Below are 16,111 nucleotides of genomic sequence, written 5' to 3'. Positions count from 1 at the left end.
GGCGCGAGAATCTGGATGATCTATGATCAAAAACCTCGATTTTTTGACTGAAACACCTAACGATGCCTACAGATCAGTTTGCTCTCTCCTCGGAACTCATCAACGAGCTGTTGCGCGGCATGCGCCTGCGTGGCGTCGAGCACCGACGTATCCAAGCCGGTCCAGCCTTCGGCCTGGGCTTCGCTGCCAAACCTGGGCATGCCTGGTTCCACTTCCTGGCGGTCGGCAATGCGATGCTACGGATGGAGGACGGGACAACGTATGCGCTGTCTGCCGGCAACGCCGTACTCATCTCCCATGGTGCGGCCCATCAACTGCTTTCCCATGCGGAAGTGCCTGTTCAGGACATCGACCGTTTAGACGGCGCGCCCCTCGGTGAAACCGTCAGCGCGGTGGATGCCGGAACCGATGCCAACTCCACGCCGACCACCATTTTATTCAGTAGCTGCATGGAGTTTGAGTTGGGCAGTATCCATGGCCTGGGCAGTCTGATGCCCGGCCTGATGCTGATTGATGCCGGCGGCCAGCGTTACCCCGGACTGGTGCCGATCCTGACCACCATGGAGCGCGAGGTCAGTGCCGCACGTATCGGCTTCGCCGGCATCCTCGCGCGACTGGCCGACGTGGTGGCCGCCATGGTCGTTCGCGGCTGGGTGGAGTGCGCCTGCGGTAATGCCTCAGGCCTGGTCGCCGCATTGCGCGATCCACGCTTGGCAAATGCGCTTCTTGCGCTCCACCAACAACCGGGACGCAACTGGACCGTTGCGCAGCTGGCGGAGCAATGCAATACCTCGCGCTCAGTCTTTGCGGACCGTTTCCAAGTGACTATTGGCATGACCCCGTTACGCTACGTCACTGAGTTGCGAATGCGGCTTGCAAGCCAGTGGCTGACGCTAGAAAGGCTGCCAATTGAAGAGGTGGCGCTGCGCTTGGGCTATACATCTCAGGCCGCTTTCAGTCGCGCATTCAAGCGCATTACGGGCAAGACGCCTGGATTAAGTCGACAGTCGAGGCGGTCCGCCGTTTCCTGACGCCGAGCAGGAATCGTCGAGGGAGCCATAGGGCGGCTTTGCACTGTCTATGCGTCAGGCAGCTTTCGGCCAGAAGCGTTCATGGGGCCGACTCGGGTGAGACGGTGGAAGCGGCCCCTGCAAAGTGTGGAGACTTTCCGAAGTACTCAATCAGGAGTTCGGTGAGGACTCTGATCTTCCGCGCAGGATGCTGACCTGGAGGGCGAACTAAATACGCTCCCGCGGGCGGTGGCGGATAACTCGTCATGATCGGCACCAGTGCCTCTGAGGCGAGGCTGTCATGGGTGAGGCAATCGGGCAGGTAAGCAACGCCCAGGCCTGCTACGGCTGCGGCAACAAGTGCTACGCCGTTGTCTGCCTTGAATCGACCCTGAGGGCGAACAGAAATAACCTTCCCGCCATCCATAAATTGCCAGGCCTCGGTGCCCTGCATCAGGGCCTTATGGTAGGTCAGTTCCTCTGGCCGCTGCGGTGAGCCATGAGTCTTGATATAGCCTGGGCTCGCGACCAGCCGGACTCCGATCGGGCCGACGCGTCTGCCGATGAGGTTGGAGTCATGAAGGTAGCCGACCCGTATGCCGCAGTCGTATCCCTCGGCAATTAGATCTACAAAGCGATCGCTATAGCAGGTCTGGATGTTCAGCTCTGGGTGTCGGCGCGCCATCTCTGCTACCACCGGTGCAAAATGCGTCGGTCCGAAAGACAGCGGTGCGGCCACACGCAGACGACCACGGAGGGGGCCCGTGGGTAGAATTGCTTCCCGCGCTAAATCAATCTCGGCACACGCCTTGGCAGCATGGTCGCGGAATGTAGCGCCGGCTTCTGTCACCGGCGCGCCACGGGTGGAGCGTGTCAGCAGCTGCACGCCCAGCTCCTTCTCTAGACGCGCGAGCCTGCGACTGACGATCGACTTGGCTACTCCAAGCCGAAGCGCAGCAGACGAAACGCCTCCGGCATCGGCAACTTCGACAAATGTCAGCAGATCTTCGATATCCAACGTGGCGTTCCTCTTATTGCGACACAGCTAGTCGAGCAATGCTACTACCGGCGCGATTAAGGGAACAGCAATATGACGTTCACAGGCAACGTCGCCGCTGACGCATAGCTCCACCCCTATTCGCTGCAGTACCAGGTCCGTAATCGTCGCTGAGCACGTGCGACATCCAGCCCAACTGCATGCGTGGATCACGTCCATAACGAGGATCAAGCAATGACGAGCGAAACAATTCGTAACCCCCAGACCGACCAACTTCTGACGCCCGATAACTCGGTTTTTATCATCATCGACTACCAACCGGTTCAGGTGTCCTCGATCCGCTCTATGCCGCGCGAGGAACTAGTGTTCAACATCACAAGCGTCGCCAAGGCGGCGGTTAACTTCAATCTGCCCATCATCCACTCGACCGTCAACGTCGGCACCGGTCGCAACAGGCCACCTATTCAGCAACTGCAAGACGTGCTCGGCCACTTACCTACCTACGATCGCACCTCAATTAATAGCTGGGAAGACAGCGAATTCAAGCAGGCGGTTAAAGCCTTCGGGCGCCGCAAACTGATCATGACAGCGTTGTGGACCGAAGCCTGTCTGACCTTCCCGGTACTCGACGCGATCCAAGAAGGTTTTGAGGTCTATATACCGGTCGATGCGGTCGGCGGAACCTCCCTTGCCGCGCACGATGCAGCATTGCGCCGTATGGAGCAGGCGGGTGCCAAACTGATCAGTCGCGTGCAGATGTACTGCGAACTACAGCGCGACTGGGCGCGTGAGGCGAGTATTCCGGGCTTCATGGGCGTGTTCGAAAACTTCGACGGCTTCAACGCCGAAAAAAAGATCGACTAAAAAGAGGAGTTCCCCCAGGCTCGCTAACGAATGAAGGTGATAGTCAACGCGGCCGTCACCTTCATTGCAGCAAGACATGCGAGTTTCTCCTTTGGCGGTTTGAAGCCTAAGGAGTTGGAGCGGTCAAGATAGCCACTGGCCAGAGACTAGATGACCGGCCGCTCTTGCCCGTGTCCTGCCTGTCACGACTGACCAGGTTGGCTGCAAAAATCTCACTTCAGATGAACGTCGCTTCCCATCAAGCGCAGTCTCTCGATTGCAGCTATGGAGTTTAGGGCGATTATGAGCCTACCCAGAACGCCAAACAACCGGCCAACTTCGTTTCCGCAAATAAGTATCCACCCCGTGATTTCAGAGCACTAATGAATACTGCCTAGCGGAAACGAATACAAGTTAAGATATTGAAATATAAGGATTAATCTTCGGACTTGAAAACCGTCGACGGTAACAGGTCCATGAGTTCGAATCCCGTCGCCTCCGCCATATTTGTACCGACAAAGCCCTGACTATTCAGGGCTTTGTCGTTTCTGGCTTTCAGGAATTTGGCTTTTCTCTTTATAGGTCGTTCCGCATCTTTTCGGCCATTTCCGCAACCCCACCCGTCCCGCCACTCATCGAAGGTAACGAATCACTCCCCTCCTCTTCGTCACACCACTGCTGCTTCAATCGTTCTTGAGCGCCAGACAAAAGCTAGCACCATCAGTAGCCCCAGGCCCGCCATTGCCGCTCCGGCCAAGGAAATCGCCGGATAACCCAGACCTGCATTGATCACCGCTCCGCCCAGCACTGCGCCTATCGCGTTGCCGAAGTTAAAAGCTCCGATGTTCACCGCCGAGGCCAGATTGGGTGCGTCCTTCGCGGCTTCCATGACACGCATCTGTAGCGGCGGGACCAAGGCAAAGCTGGCGATACCCCAAATCAGGATGGCTACGGCAGCCGGCAGTGGCCAACGCATCAGTACGGTGAACGCCAACAAGACGATGATAAGCACGCTCAGCGAGATGATCAGCGTGCGATCTATTGAGCGGTCAGCAGCCTTGCCGCCCCACATGTTGCCCAGCGTCAGCCCGACACCGAATAACACCAGCATGGCGGTGATGAAGGCGGTGGATGCATGGGTCTCGCTGCTGAGGATCGGCGCGATGTAGGTGAAAACTGTGAACATGGCACTCGAGCCGACTACGGTCAGGGCCAGCGCGCCCAGCACCGGGCCGCGCCCCAATACCCGAATCTCCGCCATTACACCGAGGCTTTGCGGCCCCTTCAGGTTAGGAAGTGCGAACCACAACGCGGCCATGGTCAACACACCCAACCCGGTAATGCCCCAGAAAGCAGTGCGCCAACCGAACAGTTCGCCAAACCAGGCGGCCAGCGGCACACCGCCGATAGTTGCCAGAGTCAGGCCCATGAACATCGCCGCTACTGCCCCGGCACGTTTTTCCGGGGCAACCACGCTGGCAGCGACGATGGAGCCAACGCCAAAAAATGCACCATGGTTCAGTGAGGTCACCACCCTGGCGACCATGAGACTGTAGTAATCGGTGGCCAGGGCTGACATCAGATTACCCAGGGTGAAAATCGCCATGAGCCCGATCAGCAGATAGCGCCGGGGAATCCTGCCGGTGGTCAGGGTCATCAGCGGTGCGCCGATCAGTACGCCCAGCGCATAAGCACTGACCAGCAAACCGGCGGCGGGAATGGAAACGCCCAGATCCGCAGCGATTCCCGGCAACATGCCCATGGGGGCGAATTCTGTTACGCCGATGCCAAAGGCACCGATGGCGAGCGCGACGAGTGGTGGATTGATACGCATGGAAAGCTCCTTATCTATGCCGCTAATGCTACGATCCCGTCTTTTCAGGCGGTAGATAGCATTTTTGGCAATCACCTTTGCGTAGGAGGCACAAGTGGATTTCAACGGCAGGTCAGGTGAGATGAGCGTGTTCACCACCGTGGCGCAGGAAGGCAGCCTGTCGGCCGCCGCGCGTGCACTGGGCCTGACGCCCTCGGCAGTCAGTCGGATCATCGCGCGCACCGAGCAACGTCTTGGCACTCGCCTGCTGTTGCGCACCACGCGAGCGATCACCTTCACTGCCGAGGGCGAAGCGTTCCTGCGCGGCGCCCGGCGCATCCTGGCCGACATGGACGAGGTCGAAGAAGCCATCGCCGACCAAGGCGTACCCAGAGGGCGATTGCGGGTCAGTGCCGCCCTTGGTCATGGGCGGCTCGCCATCGTTCCCATGGTCGCAGCATTCAGCGCCCGTTACCCCAACATCGTCGTCGACCTCACGCTCGGCGACGAAGTGGTCGACATTCTCGGCGGGCAGGCCGACGTCGCGATCCGCTTTGGTCATCTGCCCGACAGCCCGCTGACCGCGCGCAGGATCGGCAACACCGGCCAGGTGGTGGTGGCATCGCCCGAGTATTTGCAGCGCCATGGCACCCCCCAGGAACCGGAAGACCTGCTACAGCACAATTGCCTGCGCTTTAACTTCAGGCGAGCCGAACCCAACTGGCCGTTCATCCGCGATGGTGAAGAGTTTGCTTTGAAGGTCAGTGGCAACATCGAATGCAGCAGTGGTGAAGCACTGGCACAACTCGCGCGGGTCGGTGCCGGCATTGCACGTATCGGCGAGTTCAGCGTGACCGAAGATTTACAGCGCGGCGACCTGATTGCGCTGTTGAAAGCATGGAACCCCGGGGACCAGGAACCGATTCATGCGGTGTTCGTCGGTGGGGCGGCAATGCCGGCGCGGGTGCGATTGTTCGTGGACTTCTTGCTGGAACATCACCGGATGTAGGCACTTACGTTCACGACTGCCGAGATACCCGCGCCGCGGTCGATAGCGTCGCGGGACTAGCCAATGTCAGGCCGTCACGTTCGACTCGGCAACATCAACCTCAGTCGCACTGCGCCCCGCCAGCCAGGCAAGCGCAGACGCGGTAACCAACACGGCTGCACTGAGCTCGAACGTGGCTTTATATCCGCTCAGATCAAACGCCAACCCGCCAACGATTGCCCCGCCTGCGATAGCCAATTGGACAATGGCTACCAGCATGCCGCCTCCAGCTTCCGCATCATCGGGAAGCGTTTGCGCCAGCCATGTCCACCATCCAACGGGAGCGGCCGTAGCGACCAGCCCCCATAGACCGAGCAATACCGCGGTCAGCCACGGCGATGCGCCGAAGTTCACTAAAGCCAGCGCGATGGCAGCCATGATCAGAGGGATAACCGTCAGCGTGCGGTAGAGGCTATTGCGGATGAATTTCTCGATCAGAAAGGTTCCGATCAAACCTGAAAGTCCCAACCCCAGCAGCATGAAAGACAATGTCGAGACGCTGACACCGGTCACCCCCTCAAGAAACGGGCGCAGGTAAGTGAACAGCATGAACTGCCCCATGAAAAATACACTGACGGCGACCATTCCCACTGCAACCGGCAACTGCTTCATCAGCTGCAGGGCGTTGCCGCTGCCTGTTGGGCGCTCGGTCTTGAAGGACGGAAGACTGATCATCAGCCACACGGCCGCCAGTGCTGCGACAGGAACAACACAGAAAAATGCGCCGCGCCAGCCTATCAGCGAACCCAGGAAGGCACCCGCCGGGGCGGCGATTACCGTCGCAAGAGCATTACCGCCGTTGACGATGGCCATCGCTCGGGAGACTTGATTTGCCGGCACCAGACGCATTGCGGTTGCCGCCGACAATGACCAGAAGCCGCCGATGGCGATGCCGATCAAGGCACGCCCAGCCATGAATGACGGGTAGCCCGGCGCGAGCGCGACGATCGTGCCGGACACGATCATCAGCAAGGTGAGGCACAGCAGCAACTTCTTGCGTTCGACGCGCGCGGCGATCGATGCAATCACCAGGCTGGTGATCAACGCAAAGGCACCGGACACGGAAATACCCTGCCCTGCCTGGCCTTCAGTGATGTGCAGGTCTGCCGCAATAGGCGTCAGCAGACTAACGGGCATGAATTCTGAAGAGACCAAGGCGAATGCGGCCAACGACATGGCCAGCACAGCGCTCCAGCCGCGTTTTTCTGTAGAAGGGAAAGTCATGGGAATTACCTGTGGTGCAAGCAGCGTGTTGATGTGATGCGCAGGGGTTCAAGCGGTTTGTCGAGCGCACGAGCACTCCCCTGTAACAGATCGACACATTCTCCCGGTCAATCGGCTCGGGCCCTAGTGCATTCCTCTTGAATGCTTGCCTATTCCTGTGAGGATGCAGGGTGATGTGCTGCAGTGATCTTCCACCAGCATTTGCGCCACTCCACCGGTATAAGCCCTAGTAGAAAAGTGGCTCCGACGCCGCACGCCTTGCCCGACCTATCCAATTGCGGTACAAAACGCCCCAGTTGTACGACAACATAATAAAAACCGCTGGCCATCCCGAATGGCCGAGCACTGTTCGAGATCTGCCATGCCCCGCCCTGACCTTGCACACACTGCACCGACGCCCTTTCCCCGCCATCTCGCCGTAATCATTCTTCTGTGCATGGGCTGTGCGTTCGCCGGCAACCATGTGGCGGCGCGGGTCGCTTTTGATGATGGCGCGGGGGTGTTGCTGGCGATTTTGCTGCGTTCGGGAGGGACTTTACTGGTGCTCGCCATTCTGGTGCTGTGGCAACGACAAAGTCTGCGCTTGCCCGCAGGTGCCTGGCGCTGGCAATTACTGCTGGGGCTGCTGATTACCGCGCAAAGCCTGTGTTTGTATTCAGCCGTCGCTCGAGTTCCGGTAGCGCTGGCTCTGTTGGTGGCCAACGTGTTTCCCATCCTGCTGGCGTTGCTCACCTGGGCGATGGGCGGCCCGAGGCCGACCGCACGCACTGCTGCGCTGATGGGTTTGATTCTGGTGGGGCTGGTGTTTGTGCTGGACGTGCCCGGACGTCTTTCGTCGACGGCCAGCGTTGGCCCGGAATGGGGGCTGGGCGTCGCGCTCGCGTTCTGCGCCGCCAGCGTGTTCGCCTGCGCGCTATGGATCACCGACCACAAGTTGTCTCAGGTACGTGGCTCGGCGCGCAGTCTGTTGACCATTTTTATCGTCTTCAGCAGCATTAATCTGGCGGGACTGACCGGCGCCTTCCCAAGCGGACTGAACCTGCCCGCGACCTCCACCGGATGGCTGGCTCTCGCCACGCTTGTGGTGTTATACGGCACCGGTTTTATCGTGCTGTTCATTTCGGTGCCTCGGCTGGACATGCCACGCAATGCGCCGGTCATGAACATCGAGCCGTTGGCGACTTTGTTGATGGGCTGGATTGTCCTGGATCAAATGCTCAGTACCGGGCAGGTTTTCGGCGGGGTGATTGTGGTCACCGGCATCGTATTGCTGACGTATCGCAGATCGGTTATCAAGGCTGAAGCCAAAGCTGTGGTGTGATCACTGGCTCGCTCTACCTCGCTCAAACCCGATAATAAGTCCGATACCACTGCACAAAAGCCGCCACTCCGACATCAACCGACACTTGGGGGCTGAAGTCGATACACGCGCCAAGCGCCGAAACATCAGCCCAGGTCTTGACCACATCACCTTCTTGCAGCGGCAGATAATTGCGCTGGGCCTCGATGCCCAGCGCCTGCTCCAGACACTCGACAAACGCCAGCAGCGCGACCGGACTGCCGCGGCCGATATTGAACAACCGATTGGCGCCGCGCCCTTGCGTGCCCTCAGGGGGCTTGCTCAACAAGCGCTGGATCGACTCGACGATGTCATCGATATAGGTGAAATCCCGTGCCATCTGCCCTTCGTTGTAGATATCAATGGGGCGCCCCTCGATCATCGCCTGGGTAAACTTGAACAGCGCCATGTCGGGCCGCCCCCACGGTCCGTATACCGTGAAAAAACGCAGCCCGGTGGCGCGCAAGCCATAGAGATGGCAATAGCTGTAAGCCAGCAATTCATTGGCGCGTTTGGTCGCGGCATAGAGTGAGACCGGCTGCTCGACCGGGTCGTCTTCGTGGAACGGCATCTTGTGATTGGCGCCGTACACCGAACTGCTTGACGCGTAGATAAGATGCTCTGGAGGAAACTGCCGACAGGCTTCAAGCACATTCAGAAAACCCACCAGATTCGATTGCCCGTAGACGTCCGGTTGATCCAGCGAATACCTGACACCAGCCTGCGCTGCCAAGTGAACGACGTATTCAAACCGATGCTGTTCGAACAAAGCCATCAGCGCAGGTTTGTCGACGATGTCCATTTCGTGAAATTCAAAGCCTGGCAAAGATTGCAATGCGGCGAGTCGCGCCTGTTTGAGCGTGACGTCATAGTAGGCATCGAGGTTATCGATCCCGACAACTTCAATCCCCCCTTCAATCAAACGCTTAACAGTGTGGTAGCCAATAAACCCGGCAGCACCGGTCACGAGAATAGTCATGGCAATGCTTCCCCTTTAATACTTGGTTTGTGAGCGACTCAGCGATCAAAACAAACAATGGCGATTCTTTGACGCCACTAATCCATGCAACCGGACAGCAAGTGACAACTACTGGAAGTTGTGAGGTTATAGCAGAGTTGATAGCGAGGCTTCAAAACTTCATGCAAACCACAGAAAAGCTACAATTGGGTTATTTCACCCACTAACGGGGAAAGCATTGTTAGTAACTAAACCGACTTGACAAACCCCTGCAATCGAACGCGACCGCGCATAATCGAAAAAGTTTTGCACATTTCTGAAAATATAAAATCACATACAAAACATAGACTTGAACAAAACGAAAAATACCGATGGATAAATGGCGCTTTTTTTGACTGTTAGTATTTGACAGCCGATCACGACTGGCCGATAACTATTCCCTGCCTGACTTGCCTACGCCGGAACCTTGCAGGTCTCCACCGTTAGTTGCCAGGCGACTATCTAAAAAACATTTCAAAAAGGTTGCATGTGCAAACCGTGCGGTAGCTTTGCCCAAACGAAAATTACCGCGTTTTGCACCAAAGACAGCCCGATCCACAACTAGAGCACGACCCGAGTGATTCATTTCTGAAACACTTACCCTGCCAATAAAAACATGTAACGCATCTGGCTTCGCCATCTTGGCCTTGATCAGCCTACTAGCTACCAGCAAGCATGAATACGCACTGAAGTGCGTGCGTTCGGCATGCTTACACTTTCGCTATGTATGGAGTATTCCAGCATGCTAACGAGTCGCCGCAGCGGTTCTAACTGGTATTTATTGCAGTGCAAACCTCGCCAGGATGAGCGGGCGCAATTCAATCTGCTTCAACAGGGTTACGCCACCTTTCGGCCTGAGCTGATGAGTAGTCGCATCGTGCGGGGCAAACGGCACAACGTTATCGAATCGTTGTTCCCGGGTTACCTGTTCATTCAGCTCAGCGCTGATGACAACTGGGGCCCGATCCGCTCCACCCGTGGCGTCAGCCGCATCGTCGAATTCAATCATGTGCCCGCCATCGTCCACGATCAGGTGATCGAACACCTGCGCGAGCGCAGTGCAACGTCGCTTGAATCCCCCACTCCCAACGCGCTCGAACCCGGTGAAATCTTGCACATCGTTCAAGGTTCGCTGGAGCCGCTTGAAGGTGTCTACCTGTCATCGCTGGGCGCTGAACGCGTGATGATTCTGTTGCAGTTTCTTAACCGGCAACAGCCTGTCCGCGTACCGCTGAGCTTGCTTGAGCGACAACGACAGTAACGCCCGCAATCCCCCTCAGCCATACGCCGATACCCACTTTGCGGACCAAGAACCATGGCCCTGAATTCCCGCTGCCCCGCTGCCCTGCTCTTGGCCTTTCTGTACCCCGAAGTGGCCTGGTGCCTGGAGCCACAAGCGATCAATGTCTACGGCTTCGACTTCATCCCGAAGTTCGGCTTGTCGGAAAGCTACGACGATAACTTTCGTGAGCTTGAACACAATGTTCAATCGACGATGGTCACTCGGCTGGCGCCCTACTTCGAGCTCAAGGCCGAGGATCGCAACAGTGCGACGCGGCTGATCTGGGAGCCCACGCGCTACATCTATCACCAGGATGACGATGCCTCGAACACCGCCCAGCGCCTGCGCGCCGACAGCATCATGGAGTTCACTGATCGCCATCGGCTGAAACTCGAAGCTGAAGCGCGCAAGTACGAGCGCACGACCTCAACAGCTGTCGACGGCATCAACGACAAGATCGAAAGTACCCGAGTCAACGGCGTGTACACCTTCGGCGCGAAAACTGCCGCCAATCAAATCGACCTCGGCGCCAGTTATGCGCAACTGCGCTACGACAATGCCGACGGCATCAACGACGACAAAGAGCGCAACACCAGCGGCTTTTCCAGCATCTGGTATCACCGCCTCGGCAGCAACACCCGCGGCCTGCTCGAATACGACCACACCCGGTTCGATTATCTGCAATCGGGCAGCACCCGCAGCAGCCGTTCCAATGCGTTGCTGGGCGGAGCCGAGTGGGACATGAGCGCCCGTACCACCGGCAAGCTCAAGCTCGGTTATGAACGCAAGAATTTCGACGAAAGCGGCGCCAGCGACCTGAGCAATCCCACCTGGCAAGTGGATCTGCAATGGAAACCGCGCACCTATTCAACCTTCACCTTCCTTGCCCGCCAGGCCATGGCTGAAGGTGACGACGGCGCTGACGCCGTGAAGTCGACCTTCACCCAGGTCGGCTGGCGCCACGGCTGGACGGAACGCATCACCACCGTGGCGCAGGCCGGCATGGGCCGCTACGACTACGAGGGTCAGTCGCGCAGCGACAACCTTCAGGACTACAACCTGGCGGTGATCTACAAGATGCGCCGCTGGCTGGATATCGAACTCGGTTATCGCTTTCGCGATAACGACTCGGACGCCGACAACGAGAGCTTCACCCGCAACGTCTTCCAGATCAGTTTCGACGTCAGTCTCTAAGAGGCCAGGCCCATGAATGTGCGCATCGTTTTCCTGTTGTTGCTGGTGTGGCTGACTCCCGCAGTCCACGCCGCCGAAACCCTTACCGACTACAAACTCGCGGCTGGCGATGTCTTGCGCATCACCGTGTTCGGCGAACCGGAGCTGAGTTTCAAGAAGATCCGCCTCAACGATGCCGGAACGTTCTCGTATCCGTTCCTGGGCGAAGTCGTCGCCCGGGGCCTGACGCCCAATCAGGTGGAGCAGAAAATCGTCGAGGGCTTGAAGCAAGGCTATCTGGTCGATCCCAAGGTCAGCCTCAGCCAGATCGAATACCGACCGTTCTACATCAATGGCGAAGTGCAGAAGCCCGGCAGCTATCCGTTTCAGCCCGGACTCACGCTTGAGAAGGCCATTGCCTTGGGCGGTGGCCTGACCGAACGCGCTTCTATGAAGCGCGTGACCATCCTGCGCGGCGTGGGTGGCCCGCCCGTAATCGACGACATCAGCCGCACTACGGTCATCAGCCCGGGTGACACCATTTCCATTGCACAAGGCTTTTTCTAATCATGGACAACAGCCCTAGCACCTACGTCGAACGTCCCCTCCAGGCGCACTTGCGTGCGTCGCACAACGAAGAGTCGGACACCCTGGACCTGCTTCAGCTCTGGCGAACCGTCTGGGCGGCCAAGTGGAACATCGCCTTGCTGGTGTTGCTCAGTTGCGCGCTGGCAGCGGCCGTATTGTCCATGGTCACGCCGCAATACGTCGGCAGCACCACCTTGCTGATCAAGGACAAAACGCCACCGGTGATGAGTTTTCAGCAGAACGCCGATACCGGTGGTTCGACCACCACTGATTATTTGCAGACGCAACAGGCGTTGCTGCAATCGCGCGATCTTGCCGAACGTGCGGTGAGGAAGCTTGGGCTGACTACCAACCCGATCACAGACCCTCGTCAGCAGCCCAAATCATGGTTCGCGCCGCGCCAATGGCTGGCCGAGCTCAATCGCGGAGAATGGCTGCCCTGGCTGGAATACCTGCCGGCGCCCAAGCCAGCGCCGACCGAAGAGGACGTGTTCAACGAGGTCACGCAAAACCTGATGCTGCACACCAGCGTCAAATTCGTCGGCAAGAGCCAGTTGATCGAAATTGAAGTCGAGCTGCCTGACGCAGCGCTCGCGGCCGCCACCGCCAATGCACTGGCTCAGGGCTTTATCGACAGCCAGCAGGACACCAGCCTCAAGTCTTCGCAAAACAACACCAGTTGGATGAACACCCGCCTGGTAGAGCTGCGCAATAACCTGCGCGCCGCTGAAAACAAACTGCAGGGTTATCGCGAGGAACAAGGTCTGGTGGATGTCGACGGCGTCGCGACCATCAGCGCCAACGAGTTGCAAATGACCGGCAATCGGATGATCGACGCGCGGCGCAATCGTGCCGAGGCCGAGAGTCAGTTCCGTCAGGCGCAGTCGTTGAGCAACGGCGATATCAGCCGACTCTCGAGTGTGCCGGCGGTGCTGAGCAACCCTTTGATCCAGCAATTCCAGGCGGATCTGGCCAAGGCGCAAGCCAAGGTCGAGGAGCTGTCCGGACGCTACGGGCCGAAACACCCGTCGCTGGTGTCGGCCCAGACCGAATTGCGCACCGCCGCCAGCAGCCTGCGTCTGCAGGTGCAGCAAGTGGTCGCCGGCATTGAGCGCCAGTATCAGCTCGCGGTCGCCAGCGAAAGCGCGTTGCGCCAATCCTTCAACACCAACAAGGCGCAGATCCAGGACATCTCGCGCAAGGAATTCCAGCTGCGCGAATACCAGCGTGAAGTCGACAGCACCCGGGCGCTTTACGAAACGTTCGTCACCCGCCTGAAAGAAACCGCCGCCACCTCCGATATGGATTCGGCCAAGGCGCGGATCGTCGATGCCGCGATTGCGCCGACCGAAGCGAGCAAACCGCGCAAATCCCTGATCATCGCGATTGTCGCGCTGGTCGCCGCCGTCATTGGCATTGCGCTGGCCTTTTTGCTGGAAACCCTGAGCAACACCTTCAAGAGCGATGAAACCATCGAAAGCACCCTCGGCGTGCCGCTGCTCAGCGTGGTGCCGTTGGTGATGAAGAAAAGCCGTCGGCAACTGGCGCGCTTGTTCGAAGACAACGACAACCCGCGATTCTGCGAAACCATCCGCAACCTGCGCACCTGGCTCATGCTGCAAAACACCGAGGCGCCGGCGCAGGTGGTTTTGGTCACGTCGTCGGTGGCCGGTGAAGGCAAAAGCACCATCGCCAACAACCTCGCCTGCTCGCTGACGTCGCTTGAGCGGGTGCTGTTGATCGACGCCGACATGCGTCAACCGACACTGTCGCTGAACTTCGATTTCCCACCGGAAAACCCCGGCCTTGCGAATGTGATCGCAGGCACCGCCAAACTCGAAGACTGCATCCGTACCGTGGGCAATCTCGACATGTTGCCGGCCGGCAGCCTGACGCTCTCCCCGCTTGACCCGTTCGACGCCCCGCGCCTGCCTTCGGCCCGTGCGCAATATGGATCCACTCACCGGCCGCCGGCGCAGGATCTGCTCAGTTCGCCGCGCCTGGGGCGCATGTTGGAGGCGCTAAAGGGCCGGTATCAACACATCATCATCGATTCGCCACCGGCGGAAATGGTCAGTGACGCCCTGTTGCTGGCCAAGCATTCGGACGCCGTCATCTACGTGGTGAAAGCCGAAAGCACACCGGTCGCGCAGGTGCAAAAAGGCCTCGCGGTACTTCAGCAAAGCCAGGCGCCGGTGTTCGGCGTGGTGCTCAACCAGGTCGATTTGCGCAAGGCGCGAAAATACGGCCACAGCCATTCGCGCTCCTTCTACGACTACGACTTCGCCCCCCGCTAACACTTGAATTTTTAACACAGCCTTGGTGGCGAGAGCGCTAGCGCCCTCGCCTCAGGGGCCCGTTCGTTCTTTTTTTGTGAGATCGAGTCGATGACGCCGCTCAATACCGCTCAAATGGCCCACCGCCGTGGCCTGACTTTCTGGGGCCAGTGGCTGTGCGCGATGACCTTGGTCAACCTGTTGCTGATCGTGCTGGTGCAATGGCGGGTCGGCAGCCTGCCCAGCGAATACCGGGTGCTGATGATCCTGACGATTCTCGGATCGGTGCCGACGTACAGCCTCATGCAGGTCTATCACAAGCGCCATGGGTTGCTGGCCGGGCTCACCCGTTTGCTGGCCGGCTGGCTGATTTTGCTGGCGGCGCTGAGCACCATCGCGTTTGTCACGCAGACCAGCGCCCTGTATTCACGGCAAGTGATGCTGGTCTGGGCGATCGGCGGATTTGTGGTGCAGATGTGCAGCTTCCTGCCGCTGCATTTCGTCGTACGACTGTATACGCGACTGAGCCGCAACGACCGTCGCTCAGTGATCATCGGTACGTGTTCAACAGCGCATGAATTGGCGAAAAAGCTTATTCACCCCGACCGTACTTTGTTGCTCGGCTTTGTTTCCGCCACGCCGCTGGTGCGCCCGGCACCGAGCATTCTGCCGCTGCTGGGGCATGTCGACGACATCCGTGAAATCATCACTCGCCTCGAAGCCCGTCGGGTCTACATCGTCTTGCCGATGGCCGACGCCGCCACCATCGAAGCGCTGTACATCGACCTGCTCGACATCAACGTCGACGTGGTGTGGATTCCCGATTTCGGCAGCATGGTCTTGCTCAACCACTCGATTTCGGAAATCGAGCGAATGCCGGCGATCTACCTCAACGAAAGCCTCATCACCTCGCACCCCGGCAGTCTGTTCTGCAAGGACTTGCTGGAGCGCAGCCTCGCCGCCATGGCGCTGGTGGTGCTCAGCCCGTTGCTACTGGGCGTGGCGATTGCGGTGAAATGCTCATCCCCCGGGCCCGTACTGTTCAAGCAAAACCGCCACGGCTGCGACGGTGAAGTGATCAAGGTCTGGAAGTTTCGCTCGATGCGCGTCCACGACGAGCACGAGGTGCGCCAGGCCAGCCGCAACGACGACCGCGTGACGCCACTGGGACGTTTCCTGCGCCGCAGTTCCATCGACGAACTGCCGCAACTGTTCAACGTGTTGTTCGGGCACATGGCGCTGGTCGGTCCGCGGCCGCATGCCGTCACCCACAACATCTATTACACCGGCAAGGTGCGCGCCTACATGGCCCGCCATCGCCTCAAGCCTGGCATCACCGGGCTGGCGCAGATCACCGGGCACCGTGGCGAAACCGAAACCCTGGAAAAGATGCAGCTGCGGGTCGCCCAGGACCTGAACTACATCAACCAATGGTCGCTGTGGCTCGACATCAAGATTCTGCTCAAGACCCCCCTCTCGCTGTTCTCCAAAAACATCTACTAACCGCGCGCGCCCGGTTCC

13 protein-coding genes are annotated in these 16,111 nt (G+C 58.8%); 9 read left to right on the top strand and 4 right to left on the bottom strand.

Features of this window, described 5'->3' with window-relative positions:
- The first annotated feature begins 62 nt into the window (after positions 1-62).
- The gene (locus ICA15_RS22330; RefSeq protein WP_210554656.1) at positions 63-1,031 is read left to right on the top strand and encodes an AraC family transcriptional regulator; all 969 of its coding nucleotides are present in this window, start codon (positions 63-65) and stop codon (positions 1,029-1,031) included.
- Positions 1,032-1,110: 79 nt separating this feature from the next.
- Here ICA15_RS22330 and ICA15_RS22325 read toward each other — a convergent pair whose 3' ends face one another.
- Positions 1,111-2,028: a LysR family transcriptional regulator gene (locus ICA15_RS22325; protein WP_210554655.1), complete on the bottom strand. Its 918-nt coding sequence runs from the start codon at positions 2,026-2,028 to the stop codon at positions 1,111-1,113.
- A 213-nt stretch (positions 2,029-2,241) separates the two neighbouring features.
- Here ICA15_RS22325 and ICA15_RS22320 point away from each other — a divergent pair, with 213 nt between their 5' ends.
- Positions 2,242-2,871 carry a hydrolase gene (locus tag ICA15_RS22320; protein WP_210554654.1) on the top strand — a complete coding sequence of 210 codons (630 nt, stop codon included), beginning with the start codon at positions 2,242-2,244 and terminating at the stop codon, positions 2,869-2,871.
- A gap of 646 nt (positions 2,872-3,517) precedes the next feature.
- Here the strand turns inward: ICA15_RS22320 and ICA15_RS22315 are convergent.
- On the bottom strand, positions 3,518-4,684 hold the full coding sequence (locus ICA15_RS22315; RefSeq protein ID WP_210554653.1) for an MFS transporter: 1,167 nt from the start codon (positions 4,682-4,684) through the stop codon (positions 3,518-3,520).
- A gap of 94 nt (positions 4,685-4,778) precedes the next feature.
- Between ICA15_RS22315 and ICA15_RS22310 the strand changes: the two genes are divergently transcribed.
- Positions 4,779-5,672, top strand: coding sequence for a LysR family transcriptional regulator (locus ICA15_RS22310; protein WP_210554652.1), 894 nt, complete (start codon positions 4,779-4,781; stop codon positions 5,670-5,672).
- A 66-nt stretch (positions 5,673-5,738) separates the two neighbouring features.
- Here ICA15_RS22310 and ICA15_RS22305 read toward each other — a convergent pair whose 3' ends face one another.
- Entirely contained in the window at positions 5,739-6,935 is a 1,197-nt protein-coding gene (locus ICA15_RS22305) for an MFS transporter (RefSeq protein WP_210554651.1), read from the bottom strand.
- A gap of 361 nt (positions 6,936-7,296) precedes the next feature.
- Between ICA15_RS22305 and ICA15_RS22300 the strand changes: the two genes are divergently transcribed.
- Positions 7,297-8,256, top strand: coding sequence for an EamA family transporter (locus ICA15_RS22300; RefSeq protein ID WP_210554650.1), 960 nt, complete (start codon positions 7,297-7,299; stop codon positions 8,254-8,256).
- A 22-nt stretch (positions 8,257-8,278) separates the two neighbouring features.
- Here the strand turns inward: ICA15_RS22300 and ICA15_RS22295 are convergent, their stop codons facing one another.
- On the bottom strand, positions 8,279-9,253 hold the full coding sequence (locus ICA15_RS22295) for an NAD-dependent epimerase/dehydratase family protein (protein ID WP_210554649.1): 975 nt from the start codon (positions 9,251-9,253) through the stop codon (positions 8,279-8,281).
- A gap of 760 nt (positions 9,254-10,013) precedes the next feature.
- Between ICA15_RS22295 and rfaH the strand changes: the two genes are divergently transcribed.
- The 5 genes from rfaH to ICA15_RS22270 all read left to right on the top strand — a co-directional run bounded on the left by rfaH (position 10,014) and on the right by ICA15_RS22270 (position 16,093).
- Positions 10,014-10,532: a transcription/translation regulatory transformer protein RfaH gene (gene rfaH / locus ICA15_RS22290; RefSeq protein ID WP_150591668.1), complete on the top strand. Its 519-nt coding sequence runs from the start codon at positions 10,014-10,016 to the stop codon at positions 10,530-10,532.
- 54 nt (positions 10,533-10,586) lie between these two features.
- Complete coding sequence (locus ICA15_RS22285) at positions 10,587-11,747, top strand: outer membrane beta-barrel protein (RefSeq protein WP_150615789.1); 1,161 nt, start codon at positions 10,587-10,589, stop codon at positions 11,745-11,747.
- A gap of 12 nt (positions 11,748-11,759) precedes the next feature.
- Positions 11,760-12,293: a polysaccharide biosynthesis/export family protein gene (locus ICA15_RS22280; protein WP_150603213.1), complete on the top strand. Its 534-nt coding sequence runs from the start codon at positions 11,760-11,762 to the stop codon at positions 12,291-12,293.
- 2 nt (positions 12,294-12,295) lie between these two features.
- On the top strand, positions 12,296-14,611 hold the full coding sequence (locus ICA15_RS22275) for a GumC family protein (protein WP_210554648.1): 2,316 nt from the start codon (positions 12,296-12,298) through the stop codon (positions 14,609-14,611).
- Between the two features lie 90 nt (positions 14,612-14,701).
- Positions 14,702-16,093, top strand: a complete 1,392-nt coding sequence (locus ICA15_RS22270; protein ID WP_210554647.1) for an undecaprenyl-phosphate glucose phosphotransferase — start codon at positions 14,702-14,704, stop codon at positions 16,091-16,093.
- Positions 16,094-16,111: the final 18 nt, after the last annotated feature.

This window comes from Pseudomonas sp. P116 (genome assembly GCF_020149425.1).
Taxonomy (GTDB): domain Bacteria; phylum Pseudomonadota; class Gammaproteobacteria; order Pseudomonadales; family Pseudomonadaceae; genus Aquipseudomonas; species Aquipseudomonas anatoliensis.
Note: the sequence above shows the minus strand (reverse complement) of the source record. Positions and strands in the feature narration are given on the sequence as shown.